The sequence below is a fragment of the Streptococcus sanguinis genome (genome assembly GCF_050223295.1).
GTDB classification, from domain to species: Bacteria; Bacillota; Bacilli; order Lactobacillales; family Streptococcaceae; genus Streptococcus; species Streptococcus sanguinis_X.
In genome coordinates, this window is the sequence record NZ_CP071424.1 from 56,427 (window position 1) to 79,611 (window position 23,185).

Consider the following 23,185-nt stretch of genomic DNA (forward strand, 5'->3'; position numbering starts at 1 on the left):
AAATGTTGACATTTATGCAAAAATTTATTATATTAATATTAATAAGAGATGAAAGCGGTTTTATAATTGAGGGAGCATCAGATGGCAAGATTCAAAATTGGTCATTCCTTCTGTTTGGATGATCGGGAGTTTAAGATTTTATCGGGAGCCATTCACTATTTTCGGGTACAGCCTGAGGATTGGTATCATTCCCTTTATAATCTCAAAGCTCTGGGCTTTAATACAGTGGAGACCTATCTTCCCTGGAATATGCACGAACCTCAAAAAGGTGTTTTTGACTTCCAAGGGATTTTAGATATTGAGGCATTTTTACGGACAGCTCAGGATTTGGGACTTTATGCCATTATCCGCCCTTCGCCTTTTATCTGCGCGGAGTGGGAGTTCGGTGGTCTGCCGGCCTGGCTGCTCAATGAGAACATGCGCATCCGCTCATCAGATGAGGCCTTTCTGCAGGCTGTAGCAAGCTATTATGACGAGCTGCTGCCGCGACTGACTCCAAGGCTTCTGGACAATGGGGGAAATATCCTCATGATGCAGGTGGAAAATGAGTACGGTTCTTATGGGGAAGACAAGGCCTACCTGAGAGCAATCAGACGGCTCATGGAAGAACGAGGTGTAACCTGTCCGCTCTTTACATCAGACGGACCTTGGCGGGCTACGCTTCAAGCTGGTACGTTGATTGATGACGATGTCTTTGTGACAGGAAATTTCGGCTCCAAGGCAGATTACAATTTTGCCCAGATGCAGGAATTCTTTGACGAGCATGGCAAAAAGTGGCCGCTCATGTGTATGGAGTTCTGGGATGGCTGGTTCAATCGCTGGAAAGAGCCTGTCATCAAGCGAGATCCAGACGAACTGGCTCAAGCTGTCCATGAAGTGCTCCAGCAGGGCTCAATCAATCTCTATATGTTTCATGGCGGTACCAACTTTGGTTTCATGAACGGCTGTTCGGCTAGAGGCGTTATTGACCTGCCACAGGTAACATCCTATGACTACGATGCTCTACTCGATGAGCGTGGCAATCCGACGGATAAGTACTATGCAGTCCAGAGGATGCTGAAAGAGCATTATCCAGAGTATCCACAGATGGATCCGCTGGTGAAAGAGTCTTTTGAGCTCAGGAATATTCCGCTCAGTCAGAAAGTCAGTCTCTTTGAGACACTGCCTGACTTGGCAGAGCCTATCGAAAGTCTCTATCCGATGAAGATGGAGGAGCTAGGGCAAAATGTCGGCTACCTGCTCTATCGGACTTGGGCTAGTTGGGATGCTGATCAGGAAAGGCTCCGTGTTATTGACGGCCGTGACCGTATGCAGCTCTATGTGGACGGTCAGTACATTGCAACCCAGTACCAGACAGAAATCGGTCAGGATATTCTGGTGGACGGCCAGAAAAAGGCAGAGTACCAGCTTGACATTCTGATGGAAAATATGGGTCGGGTCAATTATGGGCATAAGCTACTGGCAGATACCCAGCAGAAGGGTATTCGTACCGGTGTCTGTAAGGACCTGCACTTCCTGCTTGACTGGCAGCATTACCCATTGCCGCTGGATCATCCAGAAAAGATTGACTTTTCAAAAGGCTGGCAGGAAAATCAACCAGCTTTCTACGCTTTTGACTTTAAAATGAAAGCGCTTAAAGATACTTATCTGGATCTGTCCGACTTTGGTAAGGGCGTCGTCTTTGTCAACGGTGTCAGCATTGGCCGTTTCTGGAATGTCGGACCGACCCTATCGCTCTATATCCCGCACAGCTTGCTCAGAGAAGGCGACAATCGCATCATTATCTTTGAGACAGAAGGGATCTATAGCGAAACCATTCACTTAGTTAACCAACCTACATTTAAAACAATAAAGGGGGAAAATCTATGACAATAGTAGGTGCACGTATCGATGGACGTTTGATCCATGGACAGGTAGCCAATCTTTGGACTACCAAGCTTAACATTTCACGCATTATGGTGATTGACGATGAGGTAGCTGAAAATGCTATCGAAAAGAGCGGACTCAAGCTCGCGACGCCAGCTGGTGTGAAACTCAGTGTCTTGCCGATTGCTAAGGCAGCAGAAAATATCTTGGCCGGCAAGTATGATTCACAGCGACTCTTGATTGTCGCTCGCAAGCCAGACCGATTCCTGCGGTTGGTCGAAGCTGGTGTTCCGCTAGAAACGCTGAATGTCGGCAATATGTCTCAGTCAGACGAAACTCGCTCCATTACCCGCTCTATCAATGTGGTAGATGCAGATGTTGAAGCCTTTCACAAGCTGCACGAAAAAGGAGTCAAGCTGACAGCGCAAATGGTTCCCAACGATCCGGTTGAGGATTTCATGAAGTTATTAAAATAGGACAAAATTTTAGGAGGACATTGTTATGATACAATGGTGGCAAATTTTACTACTCACTTTGTACTCAGCTTATCAAATCTGTGATGAGTTGACTATCGTTTCGTCAGCAGGATCCCCTGTATTTGCTGGGTTCATTACTGGCTTGATTATGGGGAAACCAGTGACCGGTTTGTTTATTGGTGGTAGCCTGCAATTGTTCGTTCTTGGTGTGGGGACATTTGGTGGAGCTTCTCGTATTGATGCGACATCAGGTGCCGTTTTGGCGACAGCCTTCTCTGTAGCACAAGGCATTAAGCCAGAGTTGGCTATTGCGACAATCGCAGTACCGGTAGCAACTTTGCTGACTTACTTCGATATCTTGGGCCGTATGACAACGACTTATTTTGCGCACCGTGTGGATGCAGCAATTGAGCGCTTCGACTATAAAGGTATTGAACGCAACTATCTCTTGGGTGCCCTTCCTTGGGCTCTGTCTCGTGCCCTGCCAGTCTTTCTGGCTCTGGCTTATGGTGGAACATTTGTTCAAGCGATAGTAGATGGTGTTGCTGGTGTGAAATGGCTGGCTGCAGGTTTGACACTGGCAGGTCGTATGCTTCCAGGACTTGGGTTTGCTATCTTGCTTCGTTACCTTCCAGTTAAACGTAATCTTCACTACTTAGCTCTTGGTTTTGGCTTGACGGCTATGCTGACTGTTCTTTACTCAAATATTCAAACTTTGGGTGGGGCTGTATCTAGTATTGTTGGAACTCTTCCAAAAGATGCTGCGATCACATTTGCCAACAACTTCAAAGGTTTGTCTATGATTGGTGTAGCTATCTTTGGTATCTTCCTTGCAGTACAGCATTTCAAATACAGCCAAAGAACAGTAGCTGCTGCTCCAGCTGCTAGCACAAAATCAGAAAGTGAGGAAATTGAAGATGACGAACTCTAATTATAAATTAACAAAAGAAGATTTTAAACAAATCAATAAACGTAGCTTGTTCACTTTCCAATTAGGCTGGAACTACGAGCGGATGCAAGGTTCTGGCTATCTCTACATGCTCTTGCCTCAGCTGCGCAAAATGTACGGAGATGGCACTCCAGAATTGCAAGAAATGATGAAATTGCATACGCAATTCTTCAATACATCACCTTTCTTCCACACCATTATTGCAGGTTTTGACCTAGCTATGGAAGAAAAAGACGGCGTTAAATCAAAAGATGCGGTCAATGGTATCAAGACAGGTCTTATGGGGCCGTTTGCTCCTCTTGGAGACTCTATCTTTGGCTCTCTTGTGCCAGCTATCATGGGATCTATCGCTGCTACCATGGCTATCGCAGGCCAGCCTTGGGGAATTTTCCTTTGGATTGCTGTAGCAGTTGCTTATGATATTTTCCGTTGGAAACAGTTAGAATTCGCCTACAAAGAAGGGGTCAATCTCATCACCAACATGCAAAGTACTTTGACAGCTCTTGTTGAAGCGGCTTCTGTACTGGGTATCTTTATGGTGGGTGGTTTGATTGCTACTATGATCAACTTTGAAGTATCCTGGGTATGGAACATCGGTGAAAAAGCTATTGATTTCCAAGACATGATGAATCTGATTTTCCCACGTTTGATTCCAGCAGTCTTTACAGGCTTTATCTTCTGGCTCTTGGGCAAGAAAGGAATGAACTCTACTAAGGCTATCTTCATTATCATTATCATGGCAGTAAGCTTCTCTGCTATCGGCTACTTCCTGCTGGGACAAGTACCAGAGTAATGGAGTAATTTATGAGTAAGAAATTAGTTTTAGTCAGCCACGGTCGCTTTTGTGAAGAACTGAAAACAACTACGGAAATGATTATGGGGCCTCAGGAAGACATCCATGCAGTAGCCCTGCTTCCGGAGGAAGGTCCAGAAGATTTCGCAGCTAAATTCTTAGAGACGGTCAAAGATTTTGAGGATTACTTGGTTTTTGCGGATCTCTTGGGGGGCACTCCTTGTAATGTAGTCAGCCGCTTCATTATGGAAGGACAGGATATCGAGCTTTATGCGGGGGTCAATCTGCCCATGGTCATTGAGTTTATTAACGCTTCTTTGACAGGAGCAGAAGTTAGCTATCCATCCAAGGCAGCAGAGAATATTGTTAAGGTTAATGATGTTCTAGCTGGTCTAATGGATGATGAAGATGAATAAAGCTTGAACAACCACTTCTAGTTGGGTCAAGTCCTTGCACTGTCAGCAGATGGGAGACTGCTGATAGGTAAGGATTGGCCACAGTGGTTGATTCAGGCATATTGGTCTAAGAGGAATTTGGGAGATGCCTATTAGCCTAGGGAAATGGATGGTTCAGCATTGCAAAATGCAATCGCTGTCTGGTTTGAAAAAGCTTGTTAAAAGCATATTTCAAGTCTGGCCATCGCTGCGGGGGTGGGACAGCGAGTCGAAAATCTTAGATTTTCTGGATTTCTGTCTCGCTCCCCCTTTTTTCAAATGATGGAAAGGAATGAGAAAGAGAATGTTAGATTATTCACAGGAAGAATTGCAGCGTCTGGGGGCTGACATCACAACGAGAGAAATCTATCAGCAACCTGAGGTCTGGCAGGAAGCCTTTGAACATTACAAGGCTCAGGCCGCAGCTATCACTGCTTTTCTGAAAAAAATCGAGGATAAACATGACTACATCAAGGTCATTTTTGCCGGAGCCGGCTCATCAGCCTATGTCGGAGATGCCTTGACGCCTTATTTCAGGCAGATTTATGATGAGCGCAAATGGAATTTCAACGCCATTGCGACGACAGATATCGTTGCCAATCCCTTGGTGCATCTGAAGACAGAAGTGCCGACAGTCTTGGTTTCCTTTGCCCGCAGCGGAAATTCTCCAGAAAGTGTAGCGACTGTGGACTTGGCCAAGCAGCTGGTAGATGACTTGTACCAGATTACCATTACTTGTGCTGCTCAAGGCAAGCTAGCTCAGCAGGCCCAAGGTGATGAAAAGAATCTTTTGCTCCTGCAGCCAGAAGCTTCTAATGATGCTGGCTTTGCCATGACCTCTAGCTTCAGCTCCATGATGCTGACAGCCCTTTTGGTCTTTGACCGGGCTGATCTAGCTCAGAAAGAAGCCAAGGTCGCGGCTCTGCTTCAGCTCAGTCAGGATGTTTTAGAACGCGTTGCAGATGTGCAGCAGCTGGTTGATTTGGATTTCAGTCGGGTCATTTATCTGGGAGCAGGGCCTTTCTTTGGTCTGGCGCATGAAGCCCAGCTTAAGATTTTAGAGCTGACAGCCGGCCAAATTGCGACCATGTACGAAAGCCCAGTCGGTTTTCGGCATGGACCAAAGTCGCTGATTAACCAAAACACAGTCGTTCTGGTCTTTGGTTCGGCAGATGTCTATACCAAGGCTTATGATTTGGACTTGGTGCGGGAAGTGGCTGGTGACGGGATTGTCCGCAGACTAGTCTTGCTGACTGACCGGGAGGAGCTGTTGGAAGGAGTCGAGCAAGTAGTGCTAAGTACCCAAGAGCCTCTAGAAGATAGCTATCGCATCTTCCCCTACATCGTTTACGCTCAGCTCTTTGCTCTCCTGTCCTCGCTCAAGGTAAAGAACCGTCCTGACACACCGTCTCCGACAGGAACGGTCAATCGCGTAGTACAGGGAGTTATCATTCACTCTCTTGGACAGTAAGAAAAGGAAAAGTTATGGAGAAATTAAAAATCAGCCACAAAAAAGTAAGCCACTTGAGAAAATTGTCAGACGAGCAGGGGATTATCGGGGCTTTAGCCATTGACCAGCGCGGCTCGCTAAAGAAAATGCTGGCCAGCGGAGAACATTCGCCTTCTGGTGATCAAGCTCTGGTTCAGTTTAAAGAATTAATCTCCAGTCAGCTGACGCCCTATGCCAGCTCTATCCTGCTGGATCCAGAGTTTGGTCTGCCGGCAGCAGAGCTGCGGGATGCGTCCTGCGGGCTGATAGTGGCCTACGAGAAGACTGGCTATGATGCGACAGCGGAGGGCCGCCTGCCGGACTTGCTGCTAAACTGGTCAGCTAGTCGCATCCGAGACATGGGCGCAGATGCCGTCAAGGTCTTGATTTACTATGATGTGGACGACAAGCCAGAAATCAACGACATCAAGCAGGCCTGGGTTGAGCGCGTGGGCAGTGAATGCTTAGCTGAGGACATTCCCTATTTTCTGGAGATTTTGACCTATGATGCTAAGAGTGACAGTGTCTTGGATGCTAACTATGCCAAGCTTAAGCCGCATAAGGTCAACGAAGCAGTCAAACTCTTTTCAGATCCCCGCTATCATGTAGATGTCTTAAAGGTTGAAGTGCCGGTCAATATGAACTTTGTCGAGGGCTTCACCAAAGAAGGAGTTGAGCCAGTCTACAGCGTGACGGAAGCCCAAGCTTTCTTTAAAGAACAGTCAGATGCGACGCACTTGCCTTTCATCTTCCTCAGCGCTGGTGTCAGTGCTGAGCTTTTCCAAGAAACGCTGCGGCTAGCCCATGAAGCGGGCTCACAGTTTAACGGAGTTCTGTGCGGACGGGCTACCTGGAAGGATGCAGTTTCTGTCTTTTCCCAAGAGGGAGCTGCAGCAGCTCAGGAGTGGCTGGACGAGACAGGCCGTCAGAATATCGAGGATCTTAATCAAGTCTTGCGCCAAACAGCTGTGTCTTGGGTGGACAAGCTTGACCTGCCTTTTGAAGACAGGACTTGGCAAGTTCGTGATTTTTAACAGGATAGATAAAAGAGGTTTGGTATGAAATCTTACCGAGAATCCATTTTTGGCAAGCTAGGCAGTCAGGAGATTCTAGCTTACACTTTTGAAAACGATCGAGGTTATCGTCTAACAGTCATGAACTATGGAGCAACCGTCATCCAGTATGTTACTCCTGATAAAAATAATCACTTTGACAATATCGTTGTCGGGTTTGATCAGTTTGAGGACTATATTGGGAACAGTCCTAAGCATGGAGCCAGTATTGGTCCGGTGGCCGGACGTATTGCTGGTGCAACTTTTGAACTGAATGGTCAGACCTTTCAGCTAGAGGCTAATAATGGCTTAAACTGCAACCATAGTGGCTCCAGCGGCTGGGATAGTGCGGTTTTTGAAGTGGAGGAGGTCAGTAATGACGGACTTACCTTTTATACAGAGCGGACTGACGGAACTGGCGGCTTTCCGGGCAATCTGAAAATCTGGGTTTCCTATACCCTGACAAAGAAGGGCGAGCTGGAAATCTCCTATCAGGTCCAGACAGATCAGGATACCTTGGTCAATCCGACCAACCACAGCTACTTCAACCTGTCTGGTCGTTTCAATCAGCCCATTGATGACCATGTCCTTCAGCTCAATACTGATGGTGTCTATCCTATCGCAGCTGACGGCCTTCCTGGAAGAAAGGTTGATGCAGAGCGCGACTTTGTCAAGAAGCTGACCAAGGGCGCTGTCCTTAAAGAAATTTTCGATGCGCTTGACGAGCAAATCCAGCTGGTATCTGGCTTGGATCATCCTTTTGCTCTAAACCCAAGCCGAAACCAGGCAGGTACGCTCTATCATCCAGCATCGGGTCGCCGCCTGACTATTGAGACTCAGGCGCCCTGCCTGGTGATTTATTCAGCGAATTGCGTGGATGATTCGGTTCAATTTGACGGCCAGCCTATGATTCAGCATAATGGCTTGGCTCTGGAAGCCCAGGCTCTGCCGGATGCCATTCACAGCAGCCAGCAGTCAGATGTCATTCTCAAGGCCGTTCAGATTTTTACCAGCAGAACAGTGTATTTTGCTGATGTAAAAGCAACTTTATAAAGAAACAATCGCGAAAGAGCACAGAAAACGGCAGTACCTCCTTCTGCCGTTTTTCTTTATCCAGTTTTCAGCGACTATGTTTTCATAAGTAGCTAATCTTAAGCAAGGAAAAAGCCTCCACTATCAAAAGCAAAATCTTTTTTGCTAACTGAATTTTACTTTAAGTTTTTCTTAAGCTAAGGCTGCTATACTTATTTTTATCAAATGAAGCCCCCTAACTTTGTTTGATAATCCTAAACTTTTTCATAATAATCTCCCATAAAGGCCACCCAATCCGGTGGTCTTTTTTTGCTCAAATTTTAGAATAAGACAGGATGTTTATCGGATTGTAACTCAAATGTTAAATTTTAAAGGATACGTTATACAAAGTTAAGGTTTCTTTAAGTTAGGGGCAGTATACTATGAGTATCAAATGAAGACCTCCTAACTTTATTTGATAGAAATCCTAAACTTTTTCATAATAATCTCCCATAAAGGCCACCCAATCCGGTGGTCTTTTTTTGTGTTTAGACGCGAATTAGATTTGCTTCCTCGGCTTTATTTTCTGCTATAATAGTTCTATGAGTAGAATTTTAGATAATGAATTAATGGGTGATGAGGAATTAGTGGAGCGCACCTTGCGTCCCCAGTATTTACAGGAGTATATCGGTCAGGACAAGGTCAAGAACCAGCTGAAGATTTTTATTGAAGCGGCTAAGCTAAGGGATGAGGCGCTGGACCACACCCTGCTTTTTGGCCCTCCGGGTCTGGGGAAGACGACCATGGCCTTTGTCATTGCCAATGAACTAGGCGTAAATCTCAAGCAGACTTCAGGTCCGGTGATTGAAAAGTCCGGTGATTTGGTTGCAATCTTAAATGACCTTGAGCCGGGGGATGTCCTCTTCATAGATGAGATTCACCGCTTGCCAATGGCAGTAGAGGAAGTGCTGTACAGCGCTATGGAAGACTTTTACATCGACATTATGATTGGCTCAGGCGAGACCAGTCGCAGCGTCCATCTGGATTTACCGCCTTTCACTCTGATTGGGGCGACCACTCGGGCAGGTATGCTGTCCAATCCTCTGCGGGCTCGCTTTGGGATTACTGGTCACATGGAGTATTATGAAGCTGGCGACTTGACGGAAATCGTTGAGCGGACGGCAGAGATTTTTGAGATGGATATTACCCACGAGGCCGCGAAGGAGCTGGCTCTGCGTAGCCGAGGTACACCGCGGATTGCCAATCGTTTGCTCAAGCGGGTGCGGGATTATGCGCAGATTATGGGCAATGGCCTGATTGATGATAAGATAACCGACCAGGCTCTCTCCATGCTGGATGTAGACCAGGAAGGTCTCGACTACGTGGACCAGAAGATTTTGAAGACTATGATTGAGGTTTACGGTGGCGGTCCAGTAGGGCTTGGAACCCTCTCAATCAATATTGCTGAGGAGCGCGAAACAGTGGAGGATATGTACGAGCCCTACCTGATTCAGAAAGGCTTTGTCATGCGAACTCGGACTGGGCGCGTGGCTACCCGTAAAGCCTATGAGCATTTAGGATATGAGTATATGAAGGAATGATGACAGAAAAGGAGATTTTAGACCAACTAGGTCAAGATCCAGACATCCGAGCAATTTTGGAAATTATTCGCAGTCTGGAACTCAAGGATTCTTGGCTCGCTGCTGGTTGTGTGAGGAATTTTATCTGGAATATGCTGTCAGAGCGACCAGGTTTTGATTCTGACACGGATGTAGATGTCATTTTCTTTGATTCGAGTTATGCTGAGGCAGAGAGGATAGAGCTGGAAGCCAAGCTCAAGGCAGACTGGCCACAGTATCGATGGGAGCTGAGAAATCAAGCCTATATGCACCGGCATAGTCCTGGAACGGCGCCTTATAAAAATGCTTGCGAAGCCATGAGTAAGTATCCTGAGCGCTGCACGGCTATTGGCCTGCGCTTGCTGGCAAATCACAAACTGGAACTTTTTGCTCCCTATGGTTTGGAGGATATCTTAAACTTTCAGGTTAGACCGACTCCTCATTTTCTTGAAAATAAGGAGCGCCAACGTGTCTATGTTGAGCGCTTGACTAAGAAGAATTGGCAGAAACGCTGGCCGCAGTTGGAGTACCACTATCCTGATAAATGAGTACAAGCTAAGAGTAAAATGTTTAAGTTATTTTAAGGAAGTTTTAAGGAATGGATATTATACTATAACCAAGTTAAGAAATTAACTTAACTCCTAAAACTTTTTTCTTTTTAAAAAATAATCTCCCTACAAAAAGCCACCAAACGGTGGTTTTTTGCTATTTTCAGACATAATAGAGTAGGGCTTGCCAGTTTTCAACGAGAATCAGGAAACTGTAAACGATTCAGGGCTAGTTTTTGCCATTATTTTGTTATAATAGATAGCGAGGTATTCTATGAAGAAAATTGTATTTGTATGTTTGGGCAATATCTGCCGCAGTCCGATGGCAGAGTTTGTCATGAAGAGTTTAACAGACCAACTGAAAATCGAGAGCCGGGCAACCTCAAGCTGGGAGCACGGCAATCCCATTCATCAGGGAACACAGGCTATTTTTAAGAAATATGCCATTTCTTATGATAGGAACAAGACTTCTCAGCAGATTTCGGCAGCGGATTTTGCGGATTTTGACTACGTCATCGGTATGGATGAAAGCAATGTCCGAGATTTGAAGCGGATGGCGCCTGAGGATTTTCAGCATAAAATTTATCAGTTTGAAGAAGAAGGTGTGCCGGATCCTTGGTACACAGGAGATTTTGACCAAACCTATGATTTGGTCTTGGCTGGCTGCAAGAAGTGGCTAGAGCGTTTGGATGGATAGGAATATGGATAAAGTAAAAGAATTTTACGCTAAATACAAGGTCTATCTGACCCGGCAGAATTTAGAACTTTTGGCTGTAACGGTCATTGTACTGTCAGCTATTCTGGTTTTTACCTCGGGGATTCCTGGTAAGGGCGTTTTAACGCTGGATCAGGGGAAGATCAAGTATGACGGGACCTTGGTTCGCGGGAAGATGAACGGTCAGGGGACTATGACTTTTCAAAATGGAGACAGTTATAGCGGTCAATTTCGCAATGGCATCTTTGACGGCAAAGGAACCTTTACCTCGCAGGCTGGCTGGAAATACGAAGGGGACTTCAGCAAGGGCCAGGCCGATGGACAAGGAAAGCTAACGACAGAAGGCAATGTCGTTTATGAAGGAACGTTTAAACAAGGAATTTATCAAAATGCGCATTAAATGGTTTTCGCTCGTCAGAATCACGGGGCTACTTCTAGTTCTGCTTTATCATTACTTCCAGGGCGTTTTCCCTGGCGGTTTTATTGGCGTGGATATCTTCTTTACCTTTTCTGGTTTCTTGATTACCGCTCTGCTTATTGACGAGTTTGCTAAGAAGAAAGAAATCGATATCCAAGGCTTTTTCAGACGGCGTTTTTATCGGATTGTACCGCCTCTGGTCTTTATGATTTTGGTCGTTATGCCCTTTACTTTCTTAATCCGTAAGGATTTTGTGGCTGGAATTGGGACGCAGATTGCGGCTGCCTTGGGCTTTGTGACCAACTTTTATGAAATGCTCTCAGGCGGCAGTTATGAGAGTCAGTTTGTGCCGCACACCCTGATTCATACTTGGAGTCTGGCTTTAGAAGTGCACTATTATGTTCTGTGGGGATTGGCCGCTTGGGGCTTGGGCAAGGTTGCCAAGTCAACGGCCCGCTATCGCGGCATGATTGCGTTGGTTTCTGCAGGTCTCTTTTTGCTCAGCTTTGTATCAATGTTTGCTGGCGCTTTGACCACTAAGAATTATTCTGATATTTATTTTTCAAGTTTGACCCACGTCTTTCCTTTCTTTGCAGGAAGCATCTTAGCAACCTTGTCTGGTGTCGGCCATGTTAGCAATCGCTTTAAAATGCTGGAGCAAAAGCTGGCTCTCAAGCAAGTGCTAGGAATTATGGGGGGCAGCGCAGCTGTTTTGCTTTTGCTCAGCTTCCTACTCAAGTTTGACAATCTTTGGACCTACCTGGTAGGATTCTTGATTTCAACTATCTTGGCCTGTCTGATGATTTTTGCTGCTAGGATGCTGCATGACAAGCTTCCTGATGTGAAGGAACCTAGCCTTATCAACTTTATCGCAGATACCAGCTATGGTGTTTATCTCTTCCACTGGCCATTCTATATTATTTTTACCCAGCTGATGGGGAATGGCTTGGCTGTTCTCTTGACCACGTTGCTGTCTCTTACTTTTGCAGCCTTGTCTTTCTATATCTTGGAGCCAACTCTGGCTGGTCGTCAGCCGGTTATCATGGGAACCAAGATGGATCTGTCATCTCTTACCAGACCAATCTTTTACAGTATGATTCCGCTGACTTTGATTATGTTCTTTATCTCGGTGACAGCACCAAAGGTCGGAGCTTTTGAGGAAAGTTTAATTGTTAATGCTCTGAATCAAGCCGACACCAAGATGCAGACAACTCGGAGTCAGGTTGATCAGTCCAAGGCGACTGAGTACAATGTGGCGGACGGGATTACCATGATTGGTGACTCGGTTGCCCTGCGCTCAAGCGATCAATTGCAGCAGATCTTGCCAGGAATCGAGCTAGATACTGTCGTAAGTCGTAGTCTGAGCACAGGCTTGGAGGTCTACAAGACAGATATTGCTAATAGAGTGCTGAAGAAGCAGGTTGTCCTGGCTCTTGGAACCAATTCGTCTGGTTATTCAAATGAACTTTTGGATGAATATGTTTCCAGCCTGCCTAAAGGTCATCAACTGATTCTCGTGACTCCTTATGATGGTCGTTCAGAGGGCGGCGTCTTGGCCCAGCAGCGGGAGTATGAGCTGGAATTAGCCAAGAAGTACGACTATGTCTTTGTGGCTGACTGGCATCAAACTGCTATCGAAAATCCGCAGATTTGGGAAGGGACAGACTATGTCCACTTTGGCTCGAACTCAGAGTCTATGATTGAGGGGGGAACTCTCTATGCCAATACCATTAAGCAAGCCATAGATGAAGCAAATTCAGGTAATGTGAAGCCATAAATACCAAAAGGAGAAGCAACAATGGGACAAATTAAATCGAGCGCTATTTCAGCTGGCTCTGCTATCAGCGAGCTAGTTGGAGTTGATACTAGCAATGCACAAAATCAACAAGTCGAATTTTCCTATACAACAGGGATTGCTGGGATGGAAGCTGGCCGTCAGGCCTGCAATCAAATGCTGCAGGCTGTCAGTGACTTCAGCTCAGCTGTTCTGACTCAGGCCAATAAATTTCCAGAAATTGCTGCAAAAATTGAGAAACGAGATATTGAGGAAGCCAAGCGCTGGGAGAGTTGAGATGAAGGCAGATAAAAGCGAAAAAGAACGCCAGGCACTTTACGAAAAAATTCTCAAAGTTGACCAAAAAGAAGACGAATTTATGACGATGAAACGTCAATACGAGATTTCTCTGGCGAATTTTGCGACGGATTTCCAATACTTGACGACCCGAATGGAACATCTACTTTATGAACATCCTCAAAGCTCTGCTGCCCTCAGTCGTGATTTATCAGAAACTCAGTATCTTAATCGACAGGTTAAGAACTATGTGGATGTTCAGATGGATGAACTTGGAAAGCTCAGTCGTCAAACAAGAAAGACTATGGAAGAAGAGCGAGAAAAACTGACCAAAGAAAGGAATAGTCTGCCATGGGAGTAAAATATAGTGCAGCAGATTCAGCCCAGCTTATCCAAGCGATGACCAGCAACCTTCAAGTAGCCAATCAGGTGACCGATCGTCTATCTAGTGGTTGCGACTATCTGATTGCCTCTTTGGATTCGGGTGAGTTGCAGGGAGCGGCTTACACAGCGGGGAAAGGCTTATTTACTGATATTATCATCCCGGCTATCAAGAAGCTGCAAGAGGCTATTGATGATATTCAGGGAGAGCTTGCTTCCTATAAAAGTGCTGATTCCGAGGTAGCTGGATATGGCGAATTGGACTTGGATCTACTGAAGGAACAGCTGAAAATAAAAAATGAGCAACTGGCAAAAGTAGAAAAGCAGATTGCAGATAATCAAGATTTTTTCCGTAATGCAGGAGCTCTGCTGACAGGTAAGTTGGGAGACCTTTTATCTCAGACCTCTGCTTTAATGGAAGTTGAAACTCAACTAAATATCGGTATTCGAGAAATTCAAGAAAAAATAGATAAACTAGAATGGTTTGTGGCTCAGGTGTCTCAGTATTTCTCAGATAGCCTGCAGGTTTTGAACTTAGCTATCCAAGGAGCTACGCAGCTTAGTCAGGTATTGGTAGACAGTGAGGGTAATTACTCTACTGATGGCATAGATATGAGTTGGTCTGCTAAGATGAAGGCTCAAGAGATTCAGACTGTTTCAAAGAAAAAATATCTGGAACCTAAAGAACGACTGATTCAAGAAGCTTCTCGCAATATGATGCTATCGGATGAAGGTGATGCTTATTATCGTAGCCAACTCAAGGAAAAATTAAAGGGGAAACCTCGTTCAGAATGGGATAAGATTGTTGATGATTATAATCATACTCTAAAGATTGACAATGAAGGCAATATAATTGATATTTTTGATTTTAGAGCTTATAAGGATCGTCATTATCAAAAAGATGATAACTTTTCTGTACTAAAAAATGGAAAGTATGATAGTGCTTATACGAGAATGGTCAATGAAAAATACCAAGAACTTATTCAAGAAAATTTTGAAGCTAATTCTGTTGACTTGGCTAAGGGAGTAGTAGAAATTTTAGCTGGTCTTGGTATTTATGCTGGTACTTCTCTAGGAGCAGCTTTTGCTTTGGAGTGGGCTCCACTAACTGGAGGTGGCTCGGCGCTAGTAGCAGCAGCAGCTGTAGAAGCAGGGTATATTACTGCAGAAGGCCTAGTTGTAGATGGGACTTTGTCAGTTGCTAGAACTCTTTATGAAATTGATACAGCGAATTTAGGAGTTACCCTCAGTGCAGCTAGTAACTATAACAGCTGGCAGGCAAATAAACCGACGAGTAGGACGATTTCTGGCAAAGGTGGTAAACAAATTGAAGCCCGAGTAGGAAATCGAAAAGTGAACCTTCGTGTAGATTGGGAGCCAAGCAGTGGTACTAATGGTGATGGAGTATTCCAGGTTCAATCTGGAAGTGGAAAATCGGGGTACGGAGTGAACGAGCATATTGATATAGGAAAGATTTCGGATAGAAATTCAGTAATGAACTGGGTAAACAAAACAAGGAGACTGAAAAATCTTAATGAGAGTGTCAAAAATGAAATTGTAGATAGAATTTGGAAAACTTATCAAAATAATTACTGAAATTAGGAGAGAACATGAGACTATATATCAAAAGTGATTTTAAGAAAAAAATAACCTTTACGACAAGAGAGTTGCTCTGGAAAATGTGGTTTAAGGAATGGCATGGCCATCCTATTACATACTCAAACGTCGGTGATGATGAGATGTTACAGGATGATTTCTTTTTTGGTGTACAATTTGATAAATGGCGATTTGATGATAAACGATGGGATCATATACCGTATGACAAGAGCAATCCATGGAATTCGTATTCTGATGAAAATATTCAATTGGAATTTGAAAATGATTTTATTACTGATGGGAGAGAACGTGGAGAAAATCTTAGGATTGCTACGACACATACGGACATTTTAAAGGTTGATAAACGTGCTATGTATATCATGGCAGTCGAGGTGGCTTCTGCTATTGATGGGCAGATCAGCGAGGATGACAAGCTGACTTGGATAGATGTAGAGACTTTTAAGGAGTTGCACAAGGATGTCTTATCACTAACCTACGATCAAGCAACTGACATCAGTGTGGAAGAACTGAAAAATATGAAACCTGTAGAGGATTCCTTGTGGGATGAAGAAGAACGTCTTCGTGAAGAATATATCAAAATCCATGGTGAACGTGTTTATGACGAAGAGGAAGACGATTGAGAATTTACATCAAAGGTGATTACACCAAAGAAATTCCATTTGATTATTTAGAACTAGCGAAGAGGATGTGGTTTGAAAATTATCAAGGAGAAGGTATTCCTCTCTCCTATTCTGGTTTTCTTCAAATCAGAGATAGGAATGATATAGCAATTCATCTAAAACTAAATAAGCAAGAATATGATGAGCGCTGGTTTGAAGTACCTATTCAAGAAGGGATAAAATACCGTTTTTATTCACAAATTGATGAAGACCTAAATTTGGAATTTGAGCATGCTTATGTAACTGATTTTCGCGAAAATGGAGACTGTTTACGTTTGATCTCTACCCACCTTGAACTGCTCACTCTTGATAAAAGAGCGTTCTATATCATGGCCATTGAGATTGCCACAATCTTTAATGGACAAATTAGCGAAGATGACAAGAAAACATGGATAACAATCGATGAATTCAAGGAAAAACACGAAGATATCTTATCTCTAACCTTTGAGGAAGCAAATGAGATGAGTTTGGAAGAAATTCAGATGATTGATGCTATTGACGATCCCATCTGGGAAGAGTTGGATAGAAAACGCGAAGAATATATCAAAATCCATGGTGAACGAGTTTGTGATGATGATTGAGATTATCATTAAAAATAGAAATTAAGGTTCATCTTTTTGATGTTTATAAAGTAAAGATTAGCTCGGTCCATCTGAGCTTTTTATATCCAAAACAAGAAAGCGCTTTCATATATTATGTGAAAGTAAAAGTATGTGAAATCTTTAAAATGTAAAAAATTTTTTCACAATAACTAAAAGAATAGGCTGTAAAATAAGCGAATTTGTTATGTATTTCACAAATTAATAGAGAAAAGTTTGTGAATGTTAAGTGAAAGTGTTTACAAAAATCATTAAATGGGTTATAATTGAATTGTGAAATGTTTAACAAAGGTTAGGGTTCTTCGTCTAACCTAAGACAAAACCATTGGAGGAATAGAATGGCTGAAAAGAAGAAAACGGTAGAACAAGAAGACAAGGCTTTGGCAGCGCAAAAGCATGTCGACGAATTGGTGCAAAAAGGTCTGGTTGCACTCGAGGAAATGAGAAAGCTGAATCAGGAACAGGTGGACTACATCGTAGCCAAGGCCTCTGTAGCAGCTTTGGATGCTCATGGTGAGTTGGCTCTGCATGCTTATGAAGAAACGGGTCGCGGAGTTTTTGAAGATAAGGCAACTAAAAACCTTTTCGCCTGTGAGCACGTTGTGAATAATATGCGCCACACGAAAACTGTCGGTGTTATTCAGGAAGATGATGTGACTGGTTTAACCTTGATTGCGGAGCCAGTGGGTGTTGTCTGCGGAATTACTCCAACAACTAACCCAACTTCAACAGCTATTTTTAAGGCTTTGATTTCCTTAAAAACACGTAATCCGATTATCTTTGCTTTCCACCCATCAGCTCAAGAATCTTCTGCCCATGCAGCACAAATCGTGCGTGATGCTGCGATTGCAGCAGGTGCTCCTGAAAACTGTGTACAGTGGATTACAGCGCCATCGATGGAAGCAACTTCTGCACTTATGAACCACGAAGGGATTGCGACTATCCTTGCGACAGGAGGTAACGCAATGGTGAAGGCAGCTTACTCATGTGGTAAGCCAGCTCTGGGGGTTGGTGCCGGAAACGTACCAGCTTATGTGGAAAAATCTGCTAATATCCGTCAAGCAGCGCACGATATCGTTATGTCTAAGTCCTTTGACAATGGTATGGTCTGTGCTTCTGAGCAAGCCGTTATAATTGATAAGGAAGTTTATGATGAATTTGTAGAAGAGTTCAAATCTTATCATACTTACTTTGTAAATAAGAAAGAAAAAGCTCTGTTGGAAGAGTTCTGCTTCGGCGCTAAGGCAAACAGCAAGAACTGTGCTGGTGCTAAGCTAAATCCGGATATCGTTGGTAAGCCAGCTACTTGGATTGCAGAGCAAGCAGGTTTCAGCGTGCCAGAAGATACGAATATCTTGGCTGCAGAGTGTAAAGAAGTTGGTGAAAAAGAGCCATTGACACGTGAAAAATTGTCACCTGTCATTGCTGTGCTCAAGTCTGAATCCCGTGAAGACGGTGTTGAAAAGGCCCGTCAAATGGTGGAATTCCATGGTCTTGGTCACTCAGCTGCTATCCATACAGCGGACGAAGAGTTGACTAAGGAATTTGGTAAGGCTGTTCGTGCCATCCGTGTTATTTGCAACTCACCTTCTACTTTCGGAGGTATCGGGGATGTTTATAATGCCTTCCTGCCATCACTGACTCTGGGCTGTGGTTCTTATGGCCGCAACTCAGTTGGTGATAACGTTAGTGCTGTGAATCTCTTGAACATCAAAAAAGTAGGAAGACGTAGAAATAATATGCAATGGATGAAACTCCCTTCAAAAACTTACTTCGAGCGTGACTCTATCCAATACCTGCAAAAATGTCGCGATGTGGAACGTGTCATGATCGTAACAGACCATGCTATGGTAGAGCTTGGTTTCCTAGATCGTATCATCGAACAACTCGATCTTCGTCGTAATAAGGTTGTTTACCAAATCTTTGCAGACGTAGAGCCAGATCCAGATATCACAACAGTTGAACGTGGTACGGAGATTATGCGTACCTTCAAACCTGATACAATCATCGCGCTTGGTGGTGGTTCACCAATGGACGCAGCTAAAGTCATGTGGCTCTTCTATGAGCAACCAGAAGTGGACTTCCGTGACCTTGTGCAAAAATTCATGGATATCCGTAAACGTGCCTTCAAATTCCCGTTGCTTGGTAAGAAGACTAAGTTTATCGCAATTCCTACAACATCTGGTACAGGTTCAGAAGTGACACCATTTGCCGTTATCTCTGACAAGGCTAACAACCGTAAGTACCCAATTGCTGACTACTCTCTGACTCCAACTGTAGCCATCGTAGACCCAGCTCTGGTACTGACTGTTCCAGGATTTGTCGCAGCAGACACTGGTATGGACGTGCTGACTCACGCAACAGAAGCTTATGTATCTCAGATGGCAAGCGACTTTACGGATGGTTTGGCTCTCCAAGCAATCAAACTAGTCTTTGAAAACCTGGAAAGCTCTGTTAAGAACGCAGACTTCCACTCTCGCGAAAAGATGCACAACGCCTCTACTATCGCTGGTATGGCCTTTGCCAATGCCTTCTTGGGAATTTCCCACTCTATGGCCCATAAGATTGGTGCTCAGTTCCACACAATCCACGGTCGTACCAATGCGATCTTGCTGCCATACGTAATCCGCTACAACGGTACACGTCCAGCTAAGACAGCGACATGGCCTAAGTACAACTACTACCGTGCGGATGAGAAATACCAAGACATCGCTCGCATACTCGGCTTGCCAGCATCTACTCCAGAAGAAGGTGTTGAATCATTTGCGAAAGCTGTTTATGAACTGGGAGAACGTGTCGGTATCGAAATGAACTTCAAGGCTCAAGGTATTGACGAAAAAGAATGGAAAGAACATTCACGCGAATTGGCCTTCCTTGCCTATGAAGACCAATGTTCTCCAGCCAACCCACGTCTTCCAATGGTTGACCACATGCAGGAAATCATCGAAGACGCTTACTATGGCTACAAGGAACGCCCAGGACGCCGCAAATAAGCGAGTAGCTTCCTCAATAAAAAATAAGACAGTCTGTCGGTCATCCCCTACCCTTTGGTGGGGGATTTTTCTATGTGTCTTAGCGAGGCAAGACCATTGGTCGAAGCCAAGCTTAGAGACATTGATGCTGAGGAGCGGAGCGACGTGAGCGCTATGTGTCTTAACGAAACGTGTCTGTAGGACAAAGTTGAGTCATAGAGCAGTGGATGCAGTTTTGTCCGTTGGGACAAAAGCTGTACACCTTGAAGAAACACTTAGCGAGGCAAGACCATTGGTCGAAGCCAAGCTTAGAGACATGGATGCTGAGGAGCGGAGTGACGTGAGCGCTATGTGTCTTAACGAAACGTGTCCGTAGGACAAAGTTGAGTTATAGAGCAGTAGATGCAGTTTTGCCCTTTAGGACAAAAGCTGTATACCTTGAAGAAACATTTAGCAAGGCAAGACCTCTGTTCGAAGCCGAGCTTAGAGACATGGATGCTGAGGAGCGTAGCGACGTGAGTGCTAGATCTCTTAACGAAAAGAGCTTGCTGGGATAAAAAGACGTAAACCTTCTAACTACTTGTTATTGAGCGAGCTTTTGTGCTAAGATAAGGGGACAATGGAAAAAAGGAGAGCAATGTGATTTTTTTATCTTTGTGGGCTGGGCTGTTGAGTGGTCTTTGCTGGTTATTGGGGGATATTCTGCTGGTTGGCTTTGAGGTAGATAAGGAGAGTTATGACTCTTTTACGGAGCAGAGTCGGATTGGCAATAAGAAGCTGGCTATGCTGATGCTGTCTGGCTCTGTCGGTCGGCTGCGCCTGGGCGCTCTGGTGGCTAACTTCTCAATCCCTCTTATGTTAGTCTCGCTTTATGCTCTCTTTGGTTTGACAAATAAGGGCTTGTGGGCCTATCTGTCAATAGCCTTGTTAGGAATTGGATTTGCCCTGTCGCCAGTGGCACATGTGGCTTTTTACTACGTTGGGATCATCAGCAAAAAGGCTTATAAACGAAGCGGTGGACAGGTCTGCTCAGACGAAGATAGCGAGCTTATCAATGAAGCAGTGCTATTTCTAGATATAACCTGGCGGACAGCTATCGCTCTGACCGGTCTAGGCTGGCTCGTTTACTCACTGCTAATAGTTACCGGTCAGACAATGTTGCCTGCTTATCTGGGGTTACTGAGTCCTTTACCTCTCAGTCTGTTGACTATCTTACTGGTAGAAAAGCTGAGAATCGGACGCCCCTACCTTAACGGAGCCGGCCTAAACATAGGATTTAGTTTGTTCTATTTACTGCTCCTGCTTCATATAGGTTCTTAGGAGGTGAATCGGTAAAATTTCAGAAAAAACAGAAAATCTATATATTAACCTATTGAAGATTTCCTCTTTCTATGGTATGATGAAAGAGGTTTCAAGAATCGTTGGGAGGATAAGACATGAAAAACCCTACTTTACTTAAAGAAATGTTACATTATCGCGGAAGAGATGAAATGCCCGACGATTTTGATACCTTTTGGAATAAACACGTGGCAGAAGTGGAAGTGCCTCAGGACTATCAGTTGCTGGAAAAAGATTTTCAAATTGCATATGCGACTTGCTATGAGCTAACCTTCAAGTCTGGAAACGGTGGGCAAATCTATGCTAAGCTAGTTGTGCCTAAGTTATCAGAAAAAGTTCCGGTATTGTTTCATTTCCATGGTTATATGGGGCAGGGCTGGGATTGGGCTGATATGCTGGCCTATACGGCAGCGGGCTGGGGTGTGGTGTCAATGGATGTCCGTGGTCAGTCTGGCTATTCACTGGATGGTGATAGAGAAGTCCGCGGCAATACTGTTAAAGGACATATTATCCGCGGGGCTCTGGATGGACCGGATCAGCTTTTTTTCAAGGATGTCTATCTGGATGTTTACACCTTGGTCGAGCTAGTGGCTGGTTTGGACTTCGTGGATGAAAATCGTTTGTCTAGTTTTGGCGGTTCACAGGGCGGAGCCTTGGCCCTAGTGGCAGCTGCTTTAAACTCTCGGATCAAGCAGACTGTAGCCATCTATCCCTTCCTTGCGGACTTTAGACGGGTTTTGGAGATTGGCAATACCAGTGAAGCCTATGATGAGCTCTTTCGTTATTTCAAATTCCATGATCCTTTTCATGAGACAGAAGAGCAGTTGTTGCAGACACTTGCTTATATTGACGTGAAAAATCTGGCCCATCGTATTAGCTGTCCAGTGCAGATGATTATTGGCCTGGAGGATGATGTTTGCTATCCTATCACGCAGTTTGCCATTTATAACCGTTTGGCTGGAGAAAAGGAGTATCATCTCCTGCCTGAATATGGGCATGAGGCTATGAATGTCCGTGTCAGCGATACTGTTTTTAACTGGCTCTGCGGAACCAAAATAAAAAGACTTTCTCTCATTTCGGACTTTAAATCAGAGAGATAATATTCGTCCCCCCTTTGGGGCTAGGCCTTTGTCTAGCCCTTTTTACTTGCCTGAGGGAGTATAGAAATGAGAATCTTTTTAGAAGTTTGCTCGCTCTTTCATTGACTTTTCTACAAAACGGATTCCTGAAAGTACTTTCAGGAATTTCTGTTTTTCTGGAAAATTCGGAAACTAAAATCTAAATTCCAAACAATATTGAAAGCGCTTTAAAAATTATTTATAATAACATTATGAAATACTCGAGTTAAAAAATGGAGTCTAGGATAAGGAAGTAAAAATATTTGTTTGCGGCCTTCTTCCCTGCTCTACCTGAGGTCCGAGATAGTTGTTAGACTATCTGATCAGACCGATGTCATACGAAAGGAGATTGTATATTCATGTCACAGATTTTAAAAGATGACTTGATAGCCAAGATTAAAGACGGCATCATTGTTTCTTGTCAAGCCTTGCCCCAGGAGCCGCTTTATACGGAAGCTGGAGGAGTCATTCCTCTCTTGGTCAAGGCTGCTGAGCAAGGCGGTGCTGTCGGTATTCGAGCTAATAGCGTTCGCGATATTCGGGAGATTAAGGAAGTAACTTCTCTGCCCATCATCGGAATTATCAAACGCGACTATCCGCCACAAGAGCCTTTTATCACGGCTACCATGCGGGAAGTGGATGAGTTGGCTGCTCTGGATATTGAAGTCATTGCTCTGGACTGTACCAAGCGGGAGCGCCATGATGGCTTGACAGTTGCGGATTTCATCAAGCAGGTCAAGTCCAAGTATCCTCATCAGCTATTGATGGCAGATATCAGTACCTATGAAGAAGCTGCTGCTGCTGTAGAAGCTGGTGTAGACTTTGTCGGCACGACCTTATCGGGCTACACTTCCTACAGCCCTAAGGTTGACGGACCGGACATTGAGCTTATCCGCCGCTTGTGTCAAGCAGGCTTTGATGTCATCGCTGAAGGAAAGATTCACTATCCGAGTCAAGCCAAGCAGATACATGATTTAGGTGTAAGGGGCATCGTTGTCGGTGGAGCCATTACTCGGCCTAAAGAAATTACAGAGCGCTTTGTTGCAGGATTAAAATAAGT

23 protein-coding genes are annotated in these 23,185 nt (G+C 44.5%); all 23 read left to right on the forward strand.

Annotated features, from left to right (window positions below):
* Positions 1-81: 81 nt before the first annotated feature.
* The 23 genes from J1C77_RS00360 (at position 82) to J1C77_RS00470 (ending at position 23,183) form a co-directional block, all read left to right on the forward strand.
* The gene (locus tag J1C77_RS00360; protein WP_002922768.1) at positions 82-1,869 is read left to right on the forward strand and encodes a glycoside hydrolase family 35 protein; all 1,788 of its coding nucleotides are present in this window, start codon (positions 82-84) and stop codon (positions 1,867-1,869) included.
* Complete coding sequence (locus tag J1C77_RS00365) at positions 1,866-2,342, forward strand: PTS system mannose/fructose/N-acetylgalactosamine-transporter subunit IIB (RefSeq protein WP_002898809.1); 477 nt, start codon at positions 1,866-1,868, stop codon at positions 2,340-2,342. The genes J1C77_RS00360 and J1C77_RS00365 overlap by 4 nt, the downstream gene beginning before the upstream one ends.
* Positions 2,343-2,367: 25 nt before the next feature.
* On the forward strand, positions 2,368-3,273 hold the full coding sequence (locus J1C77_RS00370; RefSeq protein WP_002922767.1) for a PTS mannose/fructose/sorbose/N-acetylgalactosamine transporter subunit IIC: 906 nt from the start codon (positions 2,368-2,370) through the stop codon (positions 3,271-3,273).
* The gene (locus tag J1C77_RS00375) at positions 3,260-4,084 is read left to right on the forward strand and encodes a PTS system mannose/fructose/sorbose family transporter subunit IID (protein WP_002914222.1); all 825 of its coding nucleotides are present in this window, start codon (positions 3,260-3,262) and stop codon (positions 4,082-4,084) included. The genes J1C77_RS00370 and J1C77_RS00375 overlap by 14 nt, the downstream gene beginning before the upstream one ends.
* Before the next feature lie 11 nt (positions 4,085-4,095).
* Positions 4,096-4,500 carry a PTS sugar transporter subunit IIA gene (locus J1C77_RS00380; RefSeq protein WP_002894390.1) on the forward strand — a complete coding sequence of 135 codons (405 nt, stop codon included), beginning with the start codon at positions 4,096-4,098 and terminating at the stop codon, positions 4,498-4,500.
* 310 nt (positions 4,501-4,810) lie between these two features.
* Entirely contained in the window at positions 4,811-5,989 is a 1,179-nt protein-coding gene (locus J1C77_RS00385) for an SIS domain-containing protein (RefSeq protein ID WP_002922765.1), read from the forward strand.
* 14 nt (positions 5,990-6,003) lie between these two features.
* Positions 6,004-7,041 (forward strand): tagatose-bisphosphate aldolase, encoded by a 1,038-nt coding sequence (gene lacD / locus J1C77_RS00390; protein WP_002922764.1) that lies wholly within the window; start codon positions 6,004-6,006, stop codon positions 7,039-7,041.
* 24 nt (positions 7,042-7,065) lie between these two features.
* Positions 7,066-8,112, forward strand: coding sequence for an aldose epimerase family protein (locus J1C77_RS00395; RefSeq protein ID WP_002922763.1), 1,047 nt, complete (start codon positions 7,066-7,068; stop codon positions 8,110-8,112).
* 560 nt (positions 8,113-8,672) lie between these two features.
* Complete coding sequence (gene ruvB, locus J1C77_RS00400; protein WP_002922762.1) at positions 8,673-9,671, forward strand: Holliday junction branch migration DNA helicase RuvB; 999 nt, start codon at positions 8,673-8,675, stop codon at positions 9,669-9,671.
* Complete coding sequence (locus tag J1C77_RS00405) at positions 9,668-10,237, forward strand: nucleotidyltransferase family protein (protein WP_002922760.1); 570 nt, start codon at positions 9,668-9,670, stop codon at positions 10,235-10,237. The genes ruvB and J1C77_RS00405 overlap by 4 nt, the downstream gene beginning before the upstream one ends.
* 274 nt (positions 10,238-10,511) lie before the next feature.
* A complete protein-coding gene (locus J1C77_RS00410) occupies positions 10,512-10,934 on the forward strand; it encodes a low molecular weight protein-tyrosine-phosphatase (RefSeq protein WP_002922758.1) in 423 nt (140 codons plus the stop codon).
* Positions 10,927-11,352: an MORN repeat-containing protein gene (locus J1C77_RS00415; protein ID WP_002901981.1), complete on the forward strand. Its 426-nt coding sequence runs from the start codon at positions 10,927-10,929 to the stop codon at positions 11,350-11,352. The genes J1C77_RS00410 and J1C77_RS00415 overlap by 8 nt, the downstream gene beginning before the upstream one ends.
* A complete protein-coding gene (locus J1C77_RS00420; protein ID WP_042763073.1) occupies positions 11,342-13,147 on the forward strand; it encodes an acyltransferase family protein in 1,806 nt (601 codons plus the stop codon). The genes J1C77_RS00415 and J1C77_RS00420 overlap by 11 nt, the downstream gene beginning before the upstream one ends.
* Positions 13,148-13,168: 21 nt before the next feature.
* Positions 13,169-13,441 (forward strand): hypothetical protein, encoded by a 273-nt coding sequence (locus J1C77_RS00425; RefSeq protein WP_002894417.1) that lies wholly within the window; start codon positions 13,169-13,171, stop codon positions 13,439-13,441.
* Between the two features lies 1 nt (position 13,442).
* Complete coding sequence (locus tag J1C77_RS00430; RefSeq protein WP_002922755.1) at positions 13,443-13,802, forward strand: hypothetical protein; 360 nt, start codon at positions 13,443-13,445, stop codon at positions 13,800-13,802.
* The gene (locus J1C77_RS00435) at positions 13,793-15,418 is read left to right on the forward strand and encodes a virulence protein (RefSeq protein WP_002922753.1); all 1,626 of its coding nucleotides are present in this window, start codon (positions 13,793-13,795) and stop codon (positions 15,416-15,418) included. Before J1C77_RS00430 ends, J1C77_RS00435 begins: the two co-directional genes overlap by 10 nt.
* Before the next feature lie 14 nt (positions 15,419-15,432).
* Positions 15,433-16,059: a hypothetical protein gene (locus J1C77_RS00440; RefSeq protein ID WP_002922751.1), complete on the forward strand. Its 627-nt coding sequence runs from the start codon at positions 15,433-15,435 to the stop codon at positions 16,057-16,059.
* On the forward strand, positions 16,056-16,679 hold the full coding sequence (locus tag J1C77_RS00445) for a hypothetical protein (protein WP_002922750.1): 624 nt from the start codon (positions 16,056-16,058) through the stop codon (positions 16,677-16,679). The genes J1C77_RS00440 and J1C77_RS00445 overlap by 4 nt, the downstream gene beginning before the upstream one ends.
* A gap of 356 nt (positions 16,680-17,035) precedes the next feature.
* Positions 17,036-19,690 carry a bifunctional acetaldehyde-CoA/alcohol dehydrogenase gene (gene adhE, locus J1C77_RS00450; protein ID WP_002922749.1) on the forward strand — a complete coding sequence of 885 codons (2,655 nt, stop codon included), beginning with the start codon at positions 17,036-17,038 and terminating at the stop codon, positions 19,688-19,690.
* 362 nt (positions 19,691-20,052) lie between these two features.
* A complete protein-coding gene (locus tag J1C77_RS00455) occupies positions 20,053-20,226 on the forward strand; it encodes a hypothetical protein (RefSeq protein WP_002922744.1) in 174 nt (57 codons plus the stop codon).
* An 82-nt stretch (positions 20,227-20,308) separates the two neighbouring features.
* Positions 20,309-20,989, forward strand: a complete 681-nt coding sequence (locus J1C77_RS00460; RefSeq protein WP_002922742.1) for a DUF6796 family protein — start codon at positions 20,309-20,311, stop codon at positions 20,987-20,989.
* A gap of 116 nt (positions 20,990-21,105) precedes the next feature.
* Positions 21,106-22,107, forward strand: a complete 1,002-nt coding sequence (locus tag J1C77_RS00465) for an alpha/beta fold hydrolase (protein ID WP_002922740.1) — start codon at positions 21,106-21,108, stop codon at positions 22,105-22,107.
* A gap of 377 nt (positions 22,108-22,484) precedes the next feature.
* Positions 22,485-23,183, forward strand: a complete 699-nt coding sequence (locus tag J1C77_RS00470; protein ID WP_002922738.1) for an N-acetylmannosamine-6-phosphate 2-epimerase — start codon at positions 22,485-22,487, stop codon at positions 23,181-23,183.
* Positions 23,184-23,185: the final 2 nt, after the last annotated feature.

Coding starts and splice junctions, on each gene's coding strand:
- J1C77_RS00405 (WP_002922760.1), top strand. CDS start 9,668: ATGATGACAGAAAAGGAGATTTTAGACCAACTAGGTCAAGATCCAGAC.
- J1C77_RS00370 (WP_002922767.1), top strand. CDS start 2,368: ATGATACAATGGTGGCAAATTTTACTACTCACTTTGTACTCAGCTTAT.
- J1C77_RS00385 (WP_002922765.1), top strand. CDS start 4,811: ATGAGAAAGAGAATGTTAGATTATTCACAGGAAGAATTGCAGCGTCTG.
- J1C77_RS00420 (WP_042763073.1), top strand. CDS start 11,342: ATGCGCATTAAATGGTTTTCGCTCGTCAGAATCACGGGGCTACTTCTA.
- J1C77_RS00410 (WP_002922758.1), top strand. CDS start 10,512: ATGAAGAAAATTGTATTTGTATGTTTGGGCAATATCTGCCGCAGTCCG.
- J1C77_RS00440 (WP_002922751.1), top strand. CDS start 15,433: ATGAGACTATATATCAAAAGTGATTTTAAGAAAAAAATAACCTTTACG.
- J1C77_RS00395 (WP_002922763.1), top strand. CDS start 7,066: ATGAAATCTTACCGAGAATCCATTTTTGGCAAGCTAGGCAGTCAGGAG.
- lacD (WP_002922764.1), top strand. CDS start 6,004: ATGGAGAAATTAAAAATCAGCCACAAAAAAGTAAGCCACTTGAGAAAA.
- J1C77_RS00415 (WP_002901981.1), top strand. CDS start 10,927: ATGGATAGGAATATGGATAAAGTAAAAGAATTTTACGCTAAATACAAG.
- J1C77_RS00380 (WP_002894390.1), top strand. CDS start 4,096: ATGAGTAAGAAATTAGTTTTAGTCAGCCACGGTCGCTTTTGTGAAGAA.
- J1C77_RS00375 (WP_002914222.1), top strand. CDS start 3,260: ATGACGAACTCTAATTATAAATTAACAAAAGAAGATTTTAAACAAATC.
- J1C77_RS00425 (WP_002894417.1), top strand. CDS start 13,169: ATGGGACAAATTAAATCGAGCGCTATTTCAGCTGGCTCTGCTATCAGC.
- J1C77_RS00465 (WP_002922740.1), top strand. CDS start 21,106: ATGAAAAACCCTACTTTACTTAAAGAAATGTTACATTATCGCGGAAGA.
- J1C77_RS00435 (WP_002922753.1), top strand. CDS start 13,793: ATGGGAGTAAAATATAGTGCAGCAGATTCAGCCCAGCTTATCCAAGCG.
- J1C77_RS00365 (WP_002898809.1), top strand. CDS start 1,866: ATGACAATAGTAGGTGCACGTATCGATGGACGTTTGATCCATGGACAG.
- ruvB (WP_002922762.1), top strand. CDS start 8,673: ATGAGTAGAATTTTAGATAATGAATTAATGGGTGATGAGGAATTAGTG.
- J1C77_RS00470 (WP_002922738.1), top strand. CDS start 22,485: ATGTCACAGATTTTAAAAGATGACTTGATAGCCAAGATTAAAGACGGC.
- J1C77_RS00430 (WP_002922755.1), top strand. CDS start 13,443: ATGAAGGCAGATAAAAGCGAAAAAGAACGCCAGGCACTTTACGAAAAA.
- J1C77_RS00360 (WP_002922768.1), top strand. CDS start 82: ATGGCAAGATTCAAAATTGGTCATTCCTTCTGTTTGGATGATCGGGAG.
- adhE (WP_002922749.1), top strand. CDS start 17,036: ATGGCTGAAAAGAAGAAAACGGTAGAACAAGAAGACAAGGCTTTGGCA.